This window comes from Streptomyces sp. NPDC048420 (assembly GCF_040651535.1).
Lineage (GTDB): Bacteria > Actinomycetota > Actinomycetes > Streptomycetales > Streptomycetaceae > Streptomyces.
Map to the genome: position 1 here is coordinate 81,900 of NZ_JBEZKG010000009.1, position 16,101 is coordinate 98,000.

At 71.8% G+C, this 16,101-nt stretch carries 12 protein-coding genes; 5 read left to right on the forward strand and 7 right to left on the reverse strand.

What is annotated here, in order from left to right; translation table 11 throughout:
- Positions 1-87: 87 nt before the first annotated feature.
- From AB0D34_RS17775 to AB0D34_RS17790, 4 genes are read right to left on the reverse strand one after another with little or no spacing between them, the layout of a single operon-like run.
- Positions 88-1,011, reverse strand: coding sequence for an LD-carboxypeptidase (locus AB0D34_RS17775; RefSeq protein ID WP_362662494.1), 924 nt, complete (start codon positions 1,009-1,011; stop codon positions 88-90).
- The gene (locus tag AB0D34_RS17780; protein WP_362662495.1) at positions 1,008-2,957 is read right to left on the reverse strand and encodes an LpqB family beta-propeller domain-containing protein; all 1,950 of its coding nucleotides are present in this window, start codon (positions 2,955-2,957) and stop codon (positions 1,008-1,010) included. The genes AB0D34_RS17775 and AB0D34_RS17780 overlap by 4 nt, the downstream gene beginning before the upstream one ends.
- A 16-nt stretch (positions 2,958-2,973) precedes the next feature.
- The gene (locus AB0D34_RS17785; RefSeq protein WP_362662496.1) at positions 2,974-4,278 is read right to left on the reverse strand and encodes a M20/M25/M40 family metallo-hydrolase; all 1,305 of its coding nucleotides are present in this window, start codon (positions 4,276-4,278) and stop codon (positions 2,974-2,976) included.
- Positions 4,271-5,104 carry a M55 family metallopeptidase gene (locus AB0D34_RS17790; RefSeq protein ID WP_362662498.1) on the reverse strand — a complete coding sequence of 278 codons (834 nt, stop codon included), beginning with the start codon at positions 5,102-5,104 and terminating at the stop codon, positions 4,271-4,273. The genes AB0D34_RS17785 and AB0D34_RS17790 overlap by 8 nt, the downstream gene beginning before the upstream one ends.
- Before the next feature lie 191 nt (positions 5,105-5,295).
- Here AB0D34_RS17790 and AB0D34_RS17795 point away from each other — a divergent pair, with 191 nt between their 5' ends.
- Complete coding sequence (locus AB0D34_RS17795; RefSeq protein WP_362662965.1) at positions 5,296-6,384, forward strand: acyltransferase family protein; 1,089 nt, start codon at positions 5,296-5,298, stop codon at positions 6,382-6,384.
- 45 nt (positions 6,385-6,429) lie between these two features.
- Here the strand turns inward: AB0D34_RS17795 and AB0D34_RS17800 are convergent, their stop codons facing one another.
- Entirely contained in the window at positions 6,430-7,494 is a 1,065-nt protein-coding gene (locus AB0D34_RS17800; RefSeq protein WP_362662500.1) for an ABC transporter substrate-binding protein, read from the reverse strand.
- A gap of 90 nt (positions 7,495-7,584) precedes the next feature.
- On the opposite strand from AB0D34_RS17800, the gene AB0D34_RS17805 reads away from it, so the two are divergent.
- The 4 genes from AB0D34_RS17805 (at position 7,585) to AB0D34_RS17820 (ending at position 12,627) form a co-directional block, all read left to right on the forward strand.
- Positions 7,585-8,379: a hypothetical protein gene (locus AB0D34_RS17805; protein WP_362662502.1), complete on the forward strand. Its 795-nt coding sequence runs from the start codon at positions 7,585-7,587 to the stop codon at positions 8,377-8,379.
- 55 nt (positions 8,380-8,434) lie between these two features.
- Entirely contained in the window at positions 8,435-9,364 is a 930-nt protein-coding gene (locus AB0D34_RS17810) for an HtaA domain-containing protein (RefSeq protein ID WP_362662504.1), read from the forward strand.
- A gap of 78 nt (positions 9,365-9,442) precedes the next feature.
- Positions 9,443-9,979, forward strand: a complete 537-nt coding sequence (locus AB0D34_RS17815; RefSeq protein WP_362662506.1) for a hypothetical protein — start codon at positions 9,443-9,445, stop codon at positions 9,977-9,979.
- Between the two features lie 83 nt (positions 9,980-10,062).
- A complete protein-coding gene (locus tag AB0D34_RS17820; RefSeq protein WP_362662508.1) occupies positions 10,063-12,627 on the forward strand; it encodes an immunoglobulin I-set domain protein in 2,565 nt (854 codons plus the stop codon).
- Positions 12,628-12,685: 58 nt separating this feature from the next.
- Here AB0D34_RS17820 and AB0D34_RS17825 read toward each other — a convergent pair whose 3' ends face one another.
- Both AB0D34_RS17825 and AB0D34_RS17830 read right to left on the reverse strand, forming a co-directional pair.
- Positions 12,686-13,411: a class I SAM-dependent methyltransferase gene (locus AB0D34_RS17825; protein ID WP_362662510.1), complete on the reverse strand. Its 726-nt coding sequence runs from the start codon at positions 13,409-13,411 to the stop codon at positions 12,686-12,688.
- A 139-nt stretch (positions 13,412-13,550) separates the two neighbouring features.
- The gene (locus AB0D34_RS17830) at positions 13,551-16,019 is read right to left on the reverse strand and encodes a SpoIIE family protein phosphatase (protein WP_362662512.1); all 2,469 of its coding nucleotides are present in this window, start codon (positions 16,017-16,019) and stop codon (positions 13,551-13,553) included.
- Between the last annotated feature and the right edge of the window lie 82 nt (positions 16,020-16,101).

The window sequence follows — 16,101 nt, forward strand, 5'->3', positions numbered from 1 at the left end:
GAGAACCCTGGCTCCGCCCTTGCGGGTGCCGCTCTCGGAGGTCTTCGGGCTCCGGGTGCCTCATACGACGGGAAGCTCCAGCTGGATTCAGCGAAGGGCCGGCTCGTCCAGCGTCAGCGTGCCCGCGTCGGCGTCGAGTTCGGCAGCCACGCCGAAGGGCATGGTCAACGCCCCTTCGCAGTGCCCGAATCCGAACTCCTCGACGACGGGGACACCGAGTGGGCCGAGCCGGTCGGCGAGGACCGCGCGCAGCACACCGTACGGACCGCACCCCGCCCAGGAGCCGAGGGCGATCCCGCTGACACCGTCCAGCCATCCGGCGCGCAGGAGGTGGGTCAGCATGCGGTCGACGCGGTACGCCTGCTCCCCCACGTCCTCGATCAGCAGCAGTCCGTCCCGGGCCCCGGGGCGGGCGTGCCGGGTGCCGAGGTCGGTGGCGAGCAGGCTGAGACAGCCGCCCAGTGTGACTCCGCGGGCCCGACCGGGGGCCAGGGTGCCGCCCCGGGAGGCGATCGTGCGGACCGTCTGAGGGGCGAACAGCGTGGCCTTCAGATGGTCCTGCGCGACGGTGTTCTTGGTGAAGTCGACACCGGCGGCGGCCGGCCCGTACAGCGTGACCAGTCCCAGGCGGGTGGCGAACGCCTGGTGCAGGGTCGTGACGTCACTGAAGCCCACGAACACCTTGGGCCCGGCCGCCCGCATCGCCTCCCAGTCGAGCAGGTCGACCATCCGCTGGGCACCGTAACCGCCGCGTGCGCACAGCACCGCGTCGACGGAGGGGTCGCACCAGGCCTGCTGGAGATCGGCGGCGCGGTCGGCGTCGGATCCGGCCAGATAGCCCAACTCGCCGTGCACGTCGAGCACATGAGGGGCGACGACCGGGTCGAGGCCCCAGCCGCGCAGGATGTCGAGTCCCGCCTGCAGCCGCTCCTCCACCACGGGTCCGCTGGGCGCGACCACGGCCACCCGGGCGCCGGGACCGAGCCTGGACGGCCGTACGAGTTCTGTCACTTGGTGAGCTCCAATGTCGGAACGCCGGGCGGGTTGAGTCCGAAGACCTGGGCGTACAGGGAGAGTTCGGACTCCAGTACCCGGATCATGGTCTCGGCCCGCCGGAACCCGTGCCCCTCCCCCTCGAAGGCGATGTAGGCGTGCGGCACCCGCCGCCCCGCGATCCGGGCCAGGAACCGTTCGCACTGCGCGGGCGGGCAGATCACGTCGTCCAGGCCCTGGAGCAGCAGGAAGGGCACGGTGACCCTGTCGGCGTGCTCGACGGGCGAGCGTTCCGCGTACCGTCCTGGGACCTCGGCGAGCGGTCCGACCAGGCTCTCCAGGTACTGGGACTCGAAGTCGTGGGTCTCCCCGGTGCCCCAGCCGGCCAGGTCGAGGATCGGGTAGACGATCGTGCCGCAGGCGTAGACGTCGGTGGTCGTGAGCGAGGCCGCGGCCGTCCAGCCGCCGGCACTGCCGCCCCGGACGGCGAGCCGGTCGCGGTCGGCGGTGCCCTCGTCGGCGAGGGCGAGCGCGACGGCCGCGCAGTCCTCGACGTCGACCACACCCCACTGCTCGCGCAGCCGGCCCCGGTACTCCCTGCCGTATCCGGTGGAGCCGCCGTAGTTGACCTCGGCGACGCCGATGCCGCGCGAGGTGAAGTAGGCGATCGCCAGGTCGAGTACGAGGGGCGCGTGTCCGGTCGGTCCGCCGTGCGCCCACACGACGTACGGCGGCAGCTCGTCGCCGGGCGCCCGGTACCCGGGGTGGTGGGGCGGGTAGACGTGGGCGTGGATGTCGCGGCCGTCCGGTCCGGTGAAGGTGCGGATCAGGGGCTCGGGGTAGTGGACGGGGTCGACCGGGTCGTCGTGCTCGGTGCCGATCACGCGGGCGTGGCCGGTACGGGTGTCCAGCTCGACGACCTCGTAGGCGGTGCGCGGACTGGCTCCCACGGCGACGACCCGCTCGCCGTGCACCGCGAGGGTGGGCGCGAACTCGGTCCAGGGGCCGGCCGCGTCGACGAGTTCGCCGGTCTCGGGGTCCAGGATCCCGAGCGCGGTCGAGCCGCTGCCGTGCACGACGGCGATCAGGCCGCCCGCCAGCGGGGCGAACCAGCGGTGGCCGAGCTTCCAGAGGGCCCCTCCGAACTCCTCCTCGCGCGGGCAGAGTTGCTCGCCGTCGCGGTAGAGGTTCCACCAGCCGGTGCGGTCGCTCGCGTACAGGAGCCGGCCGTCGGACGACCAGTCGGCCTGGGCGATGGACTCCTCCGGGCCGCCGGCCACCGTGCGGGGCTCCCGGAGCATGCCCTCATGCACCTCGGCGACGATCAGCTCCGTGCCGTCCCAGGGCATCCGCGGATGATCCCAGGCGAGCCAGGCCGCACGTGAGCCGTCGAGCGAGATGCGCGGCCCGGTGACGAACCGGTGGCGGTCGTCGGTGAGTTCGCGTACGGCGTCCCGGTCCTGGGCGGCCGAGCCGTCCAGCGGCACGGCGGCTAGCACCCGGCGTACGTCGGTGGGACCGTCGCCGGTGAACTCCTCCAGGACACACCACACTTCACCCAGGTCGAGTCTCAACTGCGGCTCGGCCCAGCGCAGTCCGCCGCCCACCGGGGAGACGGGCGTGAGGGGACGCGGCTCACTCCCGGGCTCGTACCGGTACAGCCGCTGGTCGGCGAAGTGCACGAACACCACGAGCGGTTCGCCGGCCACGACCGCGCCGGCCCAGGGGTGACCGCCGTACTCGATGACCCGGCTGCGCACGTTCCACGGTGCGGGCAGCACCGACTCCTCGGTCCCGTCGGCCCGCCTGCGCACCAGGGTGCGGCGGCCGCCCTCGGCGGGCCGGGGCTCGGTCCACCACACCTCGTCCCCGACGAAGCCGAGCCATTCGGGGTGTCCGTCGTGGGCGGCCGCGAGCGCCGCGTCGATGGGTGAGGGCCAGGAACCGTATGGCGACGTCTGCACGTTCTCCCCCACTCGCTCAGGCTGTCCGCAGGAACCGGTCGAGTACCCGGACGCCGAAGTGCAGTGCCTCGACGGGGACGCGTTCGTCGACCCCGTGGAAGAGGGCCTGGTAGTCGAAGCCCTCCGGGAGCTTCAACGGTGTGAACCCGTACCCGGTGATGCCCAGGCGGGAGAACTGCTTGGCGTCGGTGCCGCCGGACATGCAGTACGGCACCACGTACCCCTCGGGCGCGAACTCCTCGACGGCGGCACGCATATGGGCGTACGCCGACGAGTCGACCGGCGCCTGGAGCGCGACCTCGCGATGGCTGAACTCCCATTCCACGTCGGGGCCGGTGAGCAGGTCGAGCGTCGTACGGAACTCGTCCTCGCCGCCGGGCAGATACCGGCCGTCGACGTAGGCCACGGCCTCCCCCGGGATCACGTTGAGCTTGTAACCGGCTTCCAGCATGGTCGGGTTGGCGCTGTTGCGGACGGTCGCCTCGACCAGCTTGGCGGCGGGGCCCAGCTTCTCCAGAAGCCGGTCCACGTCGGTGATGTCCGTCTCGATGCCGTAGAGCGCGGCGAGTTCGGCGAGGGCCGCGCGAACGGTCGGGGTGAGCCGCAGCGGCCACTCGTGCTCGCCGATGCGGGTGACCGCGGCGGCGAGGCGGGTGACCGCGTTCTCCTTGTTGACCTTGGAGCCGTGCCCGGCCCGGCCGCGCGCGGTGAGCTTCAGCCAGCCGGTGCCGCGCTCCCCCGCCGCGATGGGGTAGATCTGCCGCCCGGCGCCGTCGTGGAAGGTGAACGCCCCCGACTCGCTGATCCCCTCCGTGCAGCCCTCGAAGAGCTCCGGGTGCTCGTCGGCGAGGAACCCTGAGCCGTCCTCGGCACTGGCCTCCTCGTCCGCCGTGAACGCGATCACCAGGTCCCGCCGGGGCCGTACGCCCTGCCGGGCCCAGTTCCGCACGACGGCCAGGATCATCGCGTCCATGTTCTTCATGTCGACCGCCCCACGGCCCCAGACGACCCCGTCGCGGATCTCCCCGGAGAAGGGGTGCACGCTCCACTCCGCGGCCTCGGCGGGTACGACGTCCAGATGACCGTGGACGAGCAGCGCGTCCGCCGACGGGTCGCTGCCCTCGATCCGGGCGACGACGTTCGTGCGGCCCCTGGTGCGCTCCAGCATCAGGGGCTCCAGGCCCGCCCCGGCCAGCTGCTCGGCCGCGTACTCGGCGGCGGGACGCTCCTGGCAGTCGCCGCCGCCCCGGTTGGTGGTGTCGATGCGGATGAGGTCGGAGGTGAACCGGACGACCTCGTCCAGTGCCTGCTGGTCAGCCATACTGCTCCTCCACGGCGGCCGAGACGATGGTGGTGACCGCCTTGAAGGTACGGATTCCCGCGTACATGGTCTCGTGCGTGTAAGCCACCTTCCGCGAGCCGATCCGCTCCACACCAGGCACCACGGTCGCGGCCATCGCGAGGTGCTCGGCGTCGAACTCGACCGCGATGGTGTACGGCCCTGCCTGCACCGGCTCCTGACGTACCGCCAGCTGGGCCGCCTCCTTGGCCGCGGCCCGGATGTCGGCGGCGGTACGGACCGGGGTACGGCACACGGCGGCATACCGGGAGACATGGTCCTTGACTGCGACCTTCAGCGCCTCGGGGGCGTAGCCGAGGGCGTCCTCGCAGGCCACGTCGTCCCCGGTGACGAGGACGACGGGGACGCCGTACTCGGCGACCACGTGCGCGTTGAGGTATCCCTCGCTCGCGGGGACGTCGTTCAGCCACACCCCGGTGATGGAGTTGGCGAGGTAGGTGTGGGCGAGGACACCCTCCTGGCCGGCACCCGCGTGGTAGCCGAGGAAGGCGATGCCGTCGACGTCTCCGTGCTGGACGCCCTCGACCATGGAGAGGTCCTTGTGCCGCCCGGTGAGCATCTGAGCCCGCTCGTCGAGCTGTTCCAGCAGCAGGTTGCGCATGGTCGAGTGCGCCTCGTTGATGAGCACCTCGTCGGCGCCGCCGTCGTAGAAGCCGAGCACCGCGGCGTTCACGTCCGAGGTGAACATCGACCGGCACCGCTCCCACTGCGAGGCCCCCGGCATCACGTCGTCCGGCCAGGTGACGCCTGTGGCGCCCTCCATGTCGGCGCTGATCAGGATCTTCATGGTGCGCCACGTTACGCGTCGGAGAGGTTTACGTCGCCCGCAAGTGGTGAGGCGAGGCGAATGCCGTTCACCCACGCCTCACAGCGAACTCCCAGAAGACGCGTCTCCTCCCTCGCGGGTTCCACAGGAGACGGTCAAGGAGAAGAGTGAGCGACACCGCACAACCCGTACAGCCGGCCCGACGCACGACGGTGGCCACCGCGGTGGCCACCGTGCCGGGGAACCCGCCCGGACGCACCGAGCAACGCGACGCGTTCTTCGACAACGCCAAGTACCTGGCGATCGTGCTGGTCGCGATGGGGCACGCCTGGGAACCCCTGCGTTCCGACAGCCGTGCCGTCACCGCGCTGTACACGATCGTCTACGCCTTCCACATGCCGGCGTTCATCATCATCTCCGGCTACTTCTCGCGGACCTTCGACGCGAGCCCGCAGAAGATCCGGCGCCTGGTCACCGGGGTCGTGGTCCCTTACGTCGTGTTCGAGACGGCGTACACCTGTTTCACACGGTGGTCCGACGGGGTCCCGGACCGGGAGATCAGCCTGCTGGACCCGCTGTATCTGACCTGGTTCCTGGCCGCGCTGTTCATCTGGCGGCTGACCACACCGATCTGGCGGAGCGTGCGGTGGCCGCTGCCGATCGCCCTCACGATCGCCGCGCTCGCCACCCTCAGCCCGTCCATCGGCAACGACCTCGACCTCCAGCGGGCCCTCCAGTTCCTGCCGTACTTCGTGCTCGGCCTGTGTCTGCGGCCCGAGCACTTCTCGCTGGTACGGCAGTGGCGCGTCCGTCTCCTGGCGGTGCCGGTGTTCGCGGCCGCGGTCGTCTTCTCGTACTGGGCCGTGCCGCGCATGGACTACGCGTGGTTCTTCCACCGCTACGCCGCCGAGCACTTCGGGGTGCCCGACTGGTACGGGCCGCTGATGACGCTTGCCCTGTTCGGCTGTTCGCTGGTCCTGGTCGCGTGCTTCCTGTCCTGGGTGCCGGGGCGCCGGATGTGGTTCACCACACTGGGCGCGGGCACGCTGTACGGCTATCTGCTGCACGGTTTCGTCATCCAGGCCGGCAACCACCTCGACTGGGCCGGCCACCGCTGGCCGCACACCCCGCTCGGCGAGATCGCCGTCACGCTGGTCGCCGGTGCGGTGGTGACCGCGCTGTGCACGGCGCCCGTGCGACGGGTCTTCCGGTGTGTGATGGAGCCGAGGATGGAGTGGGCGTTCCGGAAGACCTCGCCTGTCACGGGCGGGATACCCGCTCAGGTGCGCCGCCAGGGCTAGGGCGCTATTGACGAGGACCGGCCGGTGGGTCGCCCGCGGGCGCCTTCACGTCCGGTGGACGCGGTCGACCAGGATGTCGATGACCAGCGGGGTGCGCGGGCCGAAGCCGAGCAGCACCCCGTCCTCCAGGCTGACCACCCTGCGGTCCAGGCCCGCCGGGGTCTCCCGGATGCCCGGGATGTCGACCAGGCCGTCGATGCCGCCGACCGACTCCAGGCCCTTGTCCATCATCAGGATCACCTCGGGCCGGGCCTTGACGAGGGCCTCGCTGGTGAGCGGGGTGAACGGCTTGTCCAGGCCGGTCTCGACCCCCGCGTCCACCGCGCCCGCGGCCTCGATGAGCGAGTCGGCGCCCGATCCCCTGCCGCCCATGAGGTACACGGCGGCACTGCCGCGCAGGTAGAGGAAGGCCACCTTGGGCCGGCTGCCGTCGGGCACCGCGGCCCTGGCCTTCTCGAGGTCCTCGGCGATCCGGGCGTTCAGGGCCTTGCCCGCCGCGGGGACGCCGAGCGCCTCGGCGATGCGGGTGGTGCGGGTGGAGACGTCGGCCAGTTTCGTCGCCGGGTCGAGGACGACGACCGGGATGCCGGCGTCACGGATCTGGTCGATCGCCTCCCGCGGGCCGGTGTCGGTGTCGGCGAGCACCACGGTGGGGCGCAACGACAGCACGCTCTCCGCGCTCACGTCGTGCGCCTTGGTGACCTGCGGGAGTTTCGCCGCCTCCGCGAAGGTGGCCGTGATGTCCCGGCCGACGACCCGGTCCCCGAGCCCCAGCGTGAACACGATCTCCGCGACACTGCCGTTGAGCGGCAGGATCCGTGAGGCGTCCGCGACGGTGACCTTCCGCCCGTCCGAGGAGTCGACGGTGACGGGCAACTCCGGTGTGGGCGCCTTGCCTTCGAGCGGTACGAGGGTGTTCCTCGCGAGCTGTTTCGCGGCCAGGGCCGCACGTGCGCTCGCGGACGCCGGGGACGTCGGGGACGTGTCCGCGGCGGTCGAGGTCGACGAGGAACCTGCCCCGCAGCCCGCCGTCAGCAGGGCGAGCGCCAGCCCGGCAGCCGCGAGGCCCCGGCACGCCAGGGAGGGTCGGGATCTTCCGGACATCCGCATCGCTTGGCCCTTTCCAGTCTCACGCGTGACCTTCAATTGATCACTAGGTTAGGTTAGGTTTACCTTATTAACCACTGGTGGGGGTGTGAAGTGAGAAGACCAAGTAGCCTGCGGGGCAGGCGAGTTGCAGGGATCTCCGCAGTCGCCCTGTCGCTCGCGCTCGCTTCCCCCGCGGTCGCCGCGGGGACCGCGGCGACCGGACCCGAGGGGCAGAAACTCACCGCCTCCAAGTCCTCCGGTCTCGATCCGGCGGGCGAGACGGTGACCGTCTCCGGCTCCGGCTACAACACCGACAAGGGCGTCTACGTCGCCTTCTGCGTGGACAACGGCGCCGGCAGGACGCCCACTCCGTGCATCGGTGGCGTCGACATGTCCGGCGAGTCCGGGGCGTCGCAGTGGATCTCGTCCAACCCGCCGTCGTACGGCGAGGGGCTCGCGAAACCGTACGGCGGCAGCGGGCACAAGGGCACGTTCAGCGTGCGGCTCACGGTGCGCGCCAAGGACGCGAACACGGACTGCACCAAGTCCGGCGTGAAGTGCGCGGTGATCACCCGCAACGACCACACGCGGGGCGGGGACCACACGCAGACGGTGCGGATTCCGGTGACGTTCGCAGGGAGCGGCTCGTCGGGCGGCTCGGGCGCGTCAGCGGCGACGCCGAGCGCGACCACCGGGGCGGGCACGACGGGCGGAACGGGCTCGGAGCCGGACTCCGGAGCCGGATCCGGCTCCGGCTCCGGCTCGGACGCGACGGAGGCGAGCGGGCCGCTCGCGAGCACCGGCTCCGCGGCCGTGACGATCGGCCTCACCGCCACCGCCCTGGTCGCGGCGGGCACCGGCACCTGGTTCTGGGCACGCCGCCGCAGGACCGGACGGACGGCGTGAGCACGCCGCGAGGGCGGCCGGGCGGCTCACACACACCGCAGGAAAGGACGTCACGATGACGAAGAGACCCGGCGCCGCCGCTCTGGCGGGCGGCGCCCTGCTCGCGCTGCTGTGCCCGGGCGCGGCGGTAGCGCAGGGCGGGGAGACGTACCCCCGTGAAATCACCGGCGGGTACGCGAGCTGGACCCCGGCCGACGACCTGACGCTCCACGTCACCGAGCCCGCGGTCCAGGGATCCGGCAACCGGGCCTGGTTCCCGGCGACGGGCGGCGGCACGGACCTCGAAAGCGGTGACGTGCAGGTCGAGTTCGGGGGCGCCGCCCAACTCTCGGGCACATCCCGGCTGTTGACACTCGGCGCGCTGCGCGTGGAGCTTGCGGACGGCGTCGGCAACCTCTACGCCCGTACGGCCACCGTAGGCGAGGCTGCTCGTGAACTCGCCCTGGCCGACGTGGAGTCGGGCGGCACCTCCCCCGCCGTACGACCAGGCGGAGTGACCTGGACCGGTCTGCGGGCGTCCCTCACGGACGAGGGTGCGCGGCTCCTCTCCGAGTGGAGCGGTCACGAGTTCGCGCAAGGGACCGGTCTCGGGCTCCTCGACGTGACGATCGGCACCGGGTCCACGGCCACGGACGCGTCCGAAACCGTCGTACGACCGCAGGAGTCCCCGCAACCGTCACCGAGCACCGCCCCCGCCACAGCCGGAGAACCACAGGAGCCGTCGGCCTCGTTGAGCCGGCCCACCCTGACCGCCGGGGGTGAACAGACCGTCACCGGCGCCGGATTCGAGCCCGGCGAGGTCGTGCTCGTCGCGGTCGACGCCGACACCCGCTACCAGGCGGTGGCCGATCCGCAGGGGCGGGTCTCCCAGGCCTTCCCGGTGTACCCGAACGCCACCGAAGGCGCGCACTCCGTCGAGCTGTACACGGTCTCCGGCGAGCGCGGCGCGGTCACGCGATTCGAGGTCCGGCCCGCCTCGGAGTGATCCGGGCGGGTCGGCAGCAGTGTTCCCCACCCGACTTCAACCGGAGTCGGGCACCCCGAGAAAGGTGAAGCACTCGCCATGAGAGCTGTTCCCTCCGCCCGTACCGCCGCCCGCGCGGGTCTCGCCGTCGCCGCCTCCGCCGCCCTGACCCTGGGCCTGGCGACCTCGGCCTCCGCCGCCACCTCGACGCGCACGATCGTCGACGGCACCACGTACAACCTGTCGGTGACCGCCCCGAACGCCGCCTCCGCGGCCGGCCAGGTCGTCAACGTGACGGGCTCCGGATTCAACACCGGCCAGGGCATCTACGTCGGTCTGTGCGTGATCGACGGCGCGCCGGGCGCGAACAAGCCGACCCCGTGCCTGGGCGGACAGGACGAGGACGGCTCGACCGGCGCCTCGCACTGGGTCAACAACACCTTCGGCGGCCTGTTCGCCAACAGCTCCAAGTTCGGCACCGGCGGCACCTTCAACGTGAACGTCTACGTCAAGCCCACCCTCGACGACGGCAGCGTGTGCGGTGTGGACGTCGACTGCGCGATCGTCACGCGCGCCGACCACTTCGACACCAACGACCGCAAGTACGACGTGCACGTCCCGATCACCTTCAACTGACGCTCGCAGCACCGACGGTCCACGGGCCGGCCCTCACCCGGCCGGCCCGTTCCGGCAGGGGCCCACAGGGACAAGGAATCCCGATGCATCTCAGACGCACCCCGGCGCTGCTCGGCGCCTCCGCCCTGGTGGCCGCGGCCGCCGCGGCCGTCACGACGGGTTCGCCCGCCTTGGCGGCCGACACCCCGAGGACGGCTCTCGGCAAGAGCGGCCAGAAGCTCTCCGTCTCGGCGTCCGCCGGCATCGCCCCGGACGGCGAGAAGCTGCACGTCACCGGCGAGGGCTACGACGACACCAAGGGCATCTACGTCGCCGTCTGCAAGGACAACGGCGACAACCGCATCCCCACCCCCTGCCTCGGCGGTGCCGACCAGAGCGGCAGCGGCGGCGCCTCCGTCTGGGTCATCCCCCGGGACGCCTCCGACGAGGGCGCGGGCGGCATCGCCGTGCGGTGGGGCGAGGGCGGCACCTTCGACATCGAGCTGAACGTCAAGTCCGGGGACGCCGGCCTCGACTGCCTGACGGTGGCCTGCTCGGTCGTCACGCGCGTCGACCACAACGCCTCCGGCGACCGCTCCCAGGACGTCCGCATCCCGATCACCTTCGAGGGCCAAGACCCCGGTGACGGCGGCGGCAGCGGCGACGGCGTCGACGTCCCCGCCGGCACGGTCAGCTACGTCCGGAGCGCCGAGTTCAGCACCGCCGGCCGTCCCCTGGACCTGCTCCTGCACCCCGACTCCGGGAAGCTGTACGTCGGTTCGGACGACATCCCCGATACCTCGGACGTCTCCGAGAAGGGCCTGTACGTCCTGGCCCCCGAGGACGGCAAGGTCCTCAGCTTCGTCACCCAGGCCCCCGGCCTGAACGGCGTGATGGCCGCCCGCACGATCCGCCGGATCGCCGGCCCGCTCCCCGGTGACGGCGTGGCCCTGCACTACCCCCTGCGCGGCACAGGCACCGCCAAGGACGGCGACACGGCCATCCAGGGGCACTGGTACAACGGCATGTCGTTCACCGGCGTCGGGCAGGACGCCGACACCTCCTCCATGCTGGTCGCGGCGGGCCCCGAGCTGCGCCGCGTCGACCTCGCCACCGGCACCGTGAAGAACACCGTCACACTCGAGGGCGGCAACCAGCTCGGTGTGGACGCGGTCCGCGGCGCGGCCTGGTCCCTCGGCACCGCCGGGGACAAGAAGGTGCTGCGCCGGGTGGACACCACCACCTTCCAGGTCACCGCGACCACCGAACTGCCCGCCGGCTCCGTGTACTTCGCCGACACGGACCCCGCGACCGGCAACGTCTGGGTGGGCGTCGACACGTCGATGCTCGTCTTCGACAAGGACGGCAGGCAGCTGGCCGGCCTGCCGGGCGTGGACCGCCCTGCCGCGGTGGACTTCGACAGGGCCACCGGGCGGGCCTTCGTCCTGCGCCAGGACCCCTCCGACGACACCGGCGACGGCAACGGCACCCTGGAGATCCTGGACGGCGCGACCTTCCGGCAGGCCGCCGCACCGGTCGCCCTGCCGGGGAGCGAGGCGAGCACCTCCTACGCGGGCGTCGCCGTCACCCCCGGCGCCACGTCCGTGTACGTCACCAAGTACGCGGAGAGCACGATCGTCAGGCTCGACCTCCGGATGTCCCCCAGGGTCACCCGGTCCCCCACCGACCGGACCGTCACCGCCGGCGACGGGGTCTCGCTGGTCGCTGCGGCCGAGGGCACCCCGGAGCCGACCGTGCGCTGGCAGGTCAGCGCGGACGGCGGCCAGACCTGGTCGGCGATCGAGGGAGCCACCGAGAACGCGTACTCCTTCACCGCCAGGGCCGCGCAGGACGGCTACGAGTACCGCGCCGAGTTCACGAACTCCGTGGGCACCACCCGTACGTCACCGGTCACCCTGACCGTCGAGGCGGCCTCCGGCGACGGCGGTACCGGGGGCGGCGAGGAGACCGAGCCGTCGGGCACCAGGACCGAAACCGGCTCCGAGGGCCAGAAGCTGACCGTCACCCCGGTCAACGACCTCGCCACCGAGGACCAGAAGCTCACGGTCACCGGCTCCGGCTACGAGATGGACAAGGGCATCTATGTGGCCCTGTGTGTCGACAACGGCGACGCTGAGCTGCCGACGCCCTGCATCGGCGGCGTCGACATGACCGGCGGGTCCCACTCCTCGGCGTGGATCTCCTCCAACCCGCCGGACTACGGCGAGGAGTTGGCGACCCCGTACGGCGCCGGAGGCACTTTCGAGGTCGAGCTGAGCGTGGACGCCAAGGACGAGTTCACCGACTGCTTCAAGGCCAGGTGCGTCCTCGCCACGAGGGCCGACCACACCCTGTCCGGCGACCGCTCACAGGACGTGAAGGTGCCGGTGAGCTTCGTGGGCCAGGACCCGGTGGACACGGACCCCGAGTCGGGTGACAGCGCGGGCTCCGACGGGGGCGGGACGTCCGGCGGCGGATCGAGCACGAGCGGCGGTACGTCCGGCGGCGGCACCACCGGCTCCACCACGGGCGGCTCCGGCACCTCCACCGCGGGCGGCAGCCTCGCCGCCACCGGTGTCACGGTGGTCTCCGTGGCCGCGCTCGCCGCCGCACTGGTGACCGCGGGCTGGGTGGCCCACCGCCGCGGACGGAAGGCCGGCGAGCAGTAGGCGGCCGGTGCCGGCCCGGCACCGGCCGTCACCGGAGTCCCCCATCCCCACCCCGTCCTCAGGCCGTGCGCCCCACCACCCACCACTTCGACGGCAGTTCGATCCGGGTGCCGTCGGCCCGGTACTCCGTGGTGATGAGCGGCAGTTCACCGCCGGCCACGACGGTGAGCCCGGCCGCCCCCAGATAGACGGGCACCGCGTCGTCGGCCACCTCGCCGGGCGCGATGCCGTGGCGGAAAACCGGCGCCAGCTTGGCGGGCGGTCCGTCGGCGCTCTGCGCGAGGCCCACGAGGACGGACTTGGCGGCCTCGGACAGCTCGACGAGGAAGGCCCGGCCGCGCTCCCCCACCAGGGTGGCGATCGCGTCGACCATCTGCTGCCGGTCCTCGGGCGCGGCCTGGTGCAGCACACCGCGCATGTAGACGTTGGCGTCCCCGAGTTCGGCGTGCAGGGTCTCCGGCTCGCCCTTGTCACAGGCGTCCAGCAGCCGGTACGTGGCCTGTCCGTCGGGATCGGCGGCTCGCGCGTGCTCGAGCGCGGCCTCGGCCAGGTCGGTACCGACGACCTGGGTGAAGTGGGCGGCGAGGAACCGGGTCTGGGTGCCGTTCCCGCAGCCCAGGTCCACGAGGGGCAGCCCGGGATCGATCAACAGGGGCTCGAAGTGGGCGAGATGGACTCCTGAGGTCAACACCGGTTCCGCATCCCAGAACACGGCCCCCTGCCGCCCCGGAGCCTCCCGCCAGAACCCCTCCCAGGACTCCCGGTACCGACTCGTCACGCTCATGCCCAACTCCCCAGGATGCGAACACAACCCGCCAAAGCTGACAGGCCAGTACGGTGTATCGCGCCGGGGTGACACGGACAAGCGCATGGCGCATTCCTTCACGCCCAGTTCGAGAGGCGAGCGCCCCGCGGGAAGCTGCTCAGCGCCGGGGCAAGGTCATTTCGAACCACACGGTCTTCCCGGCCTTCGTGCGACTCGCACCCCACTCGCGCGCCAGGGTGCTCACCACCCGCAGCCCCCGCCCGTGCTCGTCGGTGGGCCCCGCGCTCAACAGCGACGGCAGGTCGTGGTCGTCGTCGTCCACCTCGCACAACAAGGTGTCCCCACGCACCAGTCGCACCTCCACGGGCCGACTGTGGGAGTGCCGCACCGCGTTGGTGACCAACTCGCTCACCATCAACTCGGCGGCATCGGCCAGCTTCGCCAGCCCCCACTCATGGATCTGCTCCCGCACCACGGCCCGGGCCCGTCCCACCTCGGCGGGCTCGAGCCGAACCCGCCACTCGGCCACGTCGTCCGGCTCGATGCCGTTGAGCCGGGCCATCAGCAGCGCCACGTCGTCCTTGCGCCCACCCCGCGTGTTGAGCGCCCGGATGATCGCGTCGCAGGCGTCGTCCATCGACGCGGCCGGATGCGCGGCCGACTCGGTGAGGGTCGCGAGCCCCACCCCGATGTCCTCGCCCCGCACCTCCACCAGACCGTCGGTGCACATCAGCAACCGGTCACCGGGCTCCACGCGCACGCGTACGGCTTCGAAGGGCACCCCGCCGACGCCGATCGGCGCACCGGTGGGCAGTTCGAGCAACTCACTGCGCCCGTCCCGCGAACGTACGATCACCGGCGGGATATGGCCCGCGTTGGCAATGTGGAGCTCGCCGACGATCGGGTCGTAGACGGCGTAGAGGCAGGTCGCGAGATAGGTGTCGCCGAGCCGCTGGGCGAGGTCGTCGAGGTTGCGCAGCAACTGGGCGGGCGGCAGGTCGAGCGCGGCCATGGTCTGGACGGCCGTACGCAACTGTCCCATCATGGCGGCCGAGTTGAGCCCGTGCCCCATGACGTCGCCGACCACGAGGGCCGTCCGCGCACCGGGCAGCTTGACCGAGTCGAACCAGTCGCCGCCGACCCGCCCCAGGAGGGTGCCCGGCAGATAACGGGTGGCGATGTCGCAGCCCGCCATGCGCGCCGGGATGTGCGGCAGCATGCTGTCCTGGAGGGTCTCGGCGACGGACTCCTGGAAGGTGTACATGCGCGCGTTGTCGAGCACGAGGCCCGCGCGGGCGGCGAGTTCGGCGCCGGTGACGCGGTCCATGTCGTTGAACTCGACGCGCTCGGGGTGCCGGAGCAGGATCATGAAGCCGAGGACCACATTGCGGGCCTTGAGCGGTACGACGAGCATGGAGCGGCCGGTGATCAGCGGCCGGATGTCGCGCTTCTCGAACTGCGAGGCGATGGCGTGGCCCATCTGCTCGCTGATGCGCGGCACGAGAACCGGCTCACCGCTGGTCATGCACTGGAAGAACGGCGTGTGGGCGGGGAACGGCATGGCCTCGCCGACCGGCACCACGTCGTCCCAGCGGCCGGGTTCGTCGGTGTGTTCGAGCGCGACCCGGTGCCACATGGTGGTGGTGTCCGGCACACCGTCGGGGAATCCCTCGCCGGCGACGACCTGTTCGCGCAGATAGGTGCCGGCGACGTCGGTGAAGCGCGGCACGACGGCCTTGCTGACCTCGACGATGGTCCGGGACAGGTCGAGGGAGGTGCCGATCTTCCCGCTGACCTCGTTGAGGAACTCCAACCGCTCGCGTACGGCGACGAATTCGAGGTCCTCGCCCTCGTCGAGGTCGGCCTGTGCCACGGGCACGCCCTCGGCGGCCGCCCTGACCATCCGCTCGCGCCGGGCCTTGCGCTCGGCGCGCCGGGGCACGCCCCAGTCGGGGGTGACCGGCACCCGGTCGTTCTGGCTGAACTCCAGGATCGGATAACCCAGTTCGAGGATCTGCGCGACGATGCGGGCGCTTTCGCCGACGCTCATGCTGGGCAGGATCTCGGGGAGCCTGCGCGCGAGTTCGTCGGCGCCGGGGAAGTCGGTGTGCAGGGCGAAGGCGGGCGCGATCCGCTCGACGGCCAGGGTGCCCTCGCCGAGGTCCAGGTCCTGGTGCAGCCCGTCCGCGTCGGCGGCGAGGACCAGCAGGCGCTCCTGGCCGGGGCCCACCAGGGGGTAGGCCCACCACAGGACGTCGACGCGGTCCGCGCCGGGCACGGTGAGGCGGGCGCGGCCCGCGGCCGGGTAGGAAAGGCCGCCGTCAAGGGACGACTCCAGGTCGGGTCCGAGACCGTCGTAGGCCGCGTGGACGTCGTACGGAGGGGTGTCTTCCGCTTCGGGGAGGGCTCCGGAGACGGGCAGCAGGTCGGCGGCCGGGCGGCCGATGGCCTCCTCCTTGGGGACGCCGAACAATCGGCGCGCACCCCGGCTCCAGTGGGAGACCATGCCGTCGCGGTCCACCACGACCACGGCCAGCGGGACTCGTCCGGCCGCGGCGTGTCCGTCCGCCGCGCCGTTCCCAGCTCCGCGGCTGGGAGGTGCGCCCCTCTCGGTGCCACGGTCCATGGCCCAGGCCCTCTCTCCGCAAGATCTGTGCCGCCTACTCCACCGTACGGCGCCGACCGGTCACGGTGTGCGGCAAACGCGG

Coding starts and splice junctions, on each gene's coding strand:
- AB0D34_RS17785 (WP_362662496.1), bottom strand. CDS start 4,278: ATGGCTGACCAGCAGGCACTGGACGAGGTCGTCCGGTTCACCTCCGAC.
- AB0D34_RS17790 (WP_362662498.1), bottom strand. CDS start 5,104: ATGAAGATCCTGATCAGCGCCGACATGGAGGGCGCCACAGGCGTCACC.
- AB0D34_RS17800 (WP_362662500.1), bottom strand. CDS start 7,494: ATGCGGATGTCCGGAAGATCCCGACCCTCCCTGGCGTGCCGGGGCCTC.
- AB0D34_RS17810 (WP_362662504.1), top strand. CDS start 8,435: ATGACGAAGAGACCCGGCGCCGCCGCTCTGGCGGGCGGCGCCCTGCTC.
- AB0D34_RS17815 (WP_362662506.1), top strand. CDS start 9,443: ATGAGAGCTGTTCCCTCCGCCCGTACCGCCGCCCGCGCGGGTCTCGCC.
- AB0D34_RS17820 (WP_362662508.1), top strand. CDS start 10,063: ATGCATCTCAGACGCACCCCGGCGCTGCTCGGCGCCTCCGCCCTGGTG.
- AB0D34_RS17825 (WP_362662510.1), bottom strand. CDS start 13,411: ATGAGCGTGACGAGTCGGTACCGGGAGTCCTGGGAGGGGTTCTGGCGG.
- AB0D34_RS17830 (WP_362662512.1), bottom strand. CDS start 16,019: ATGGACCGTGGCACCGAGAGGGGCGCACCTCCCAGCCGCGGAGCTGGG.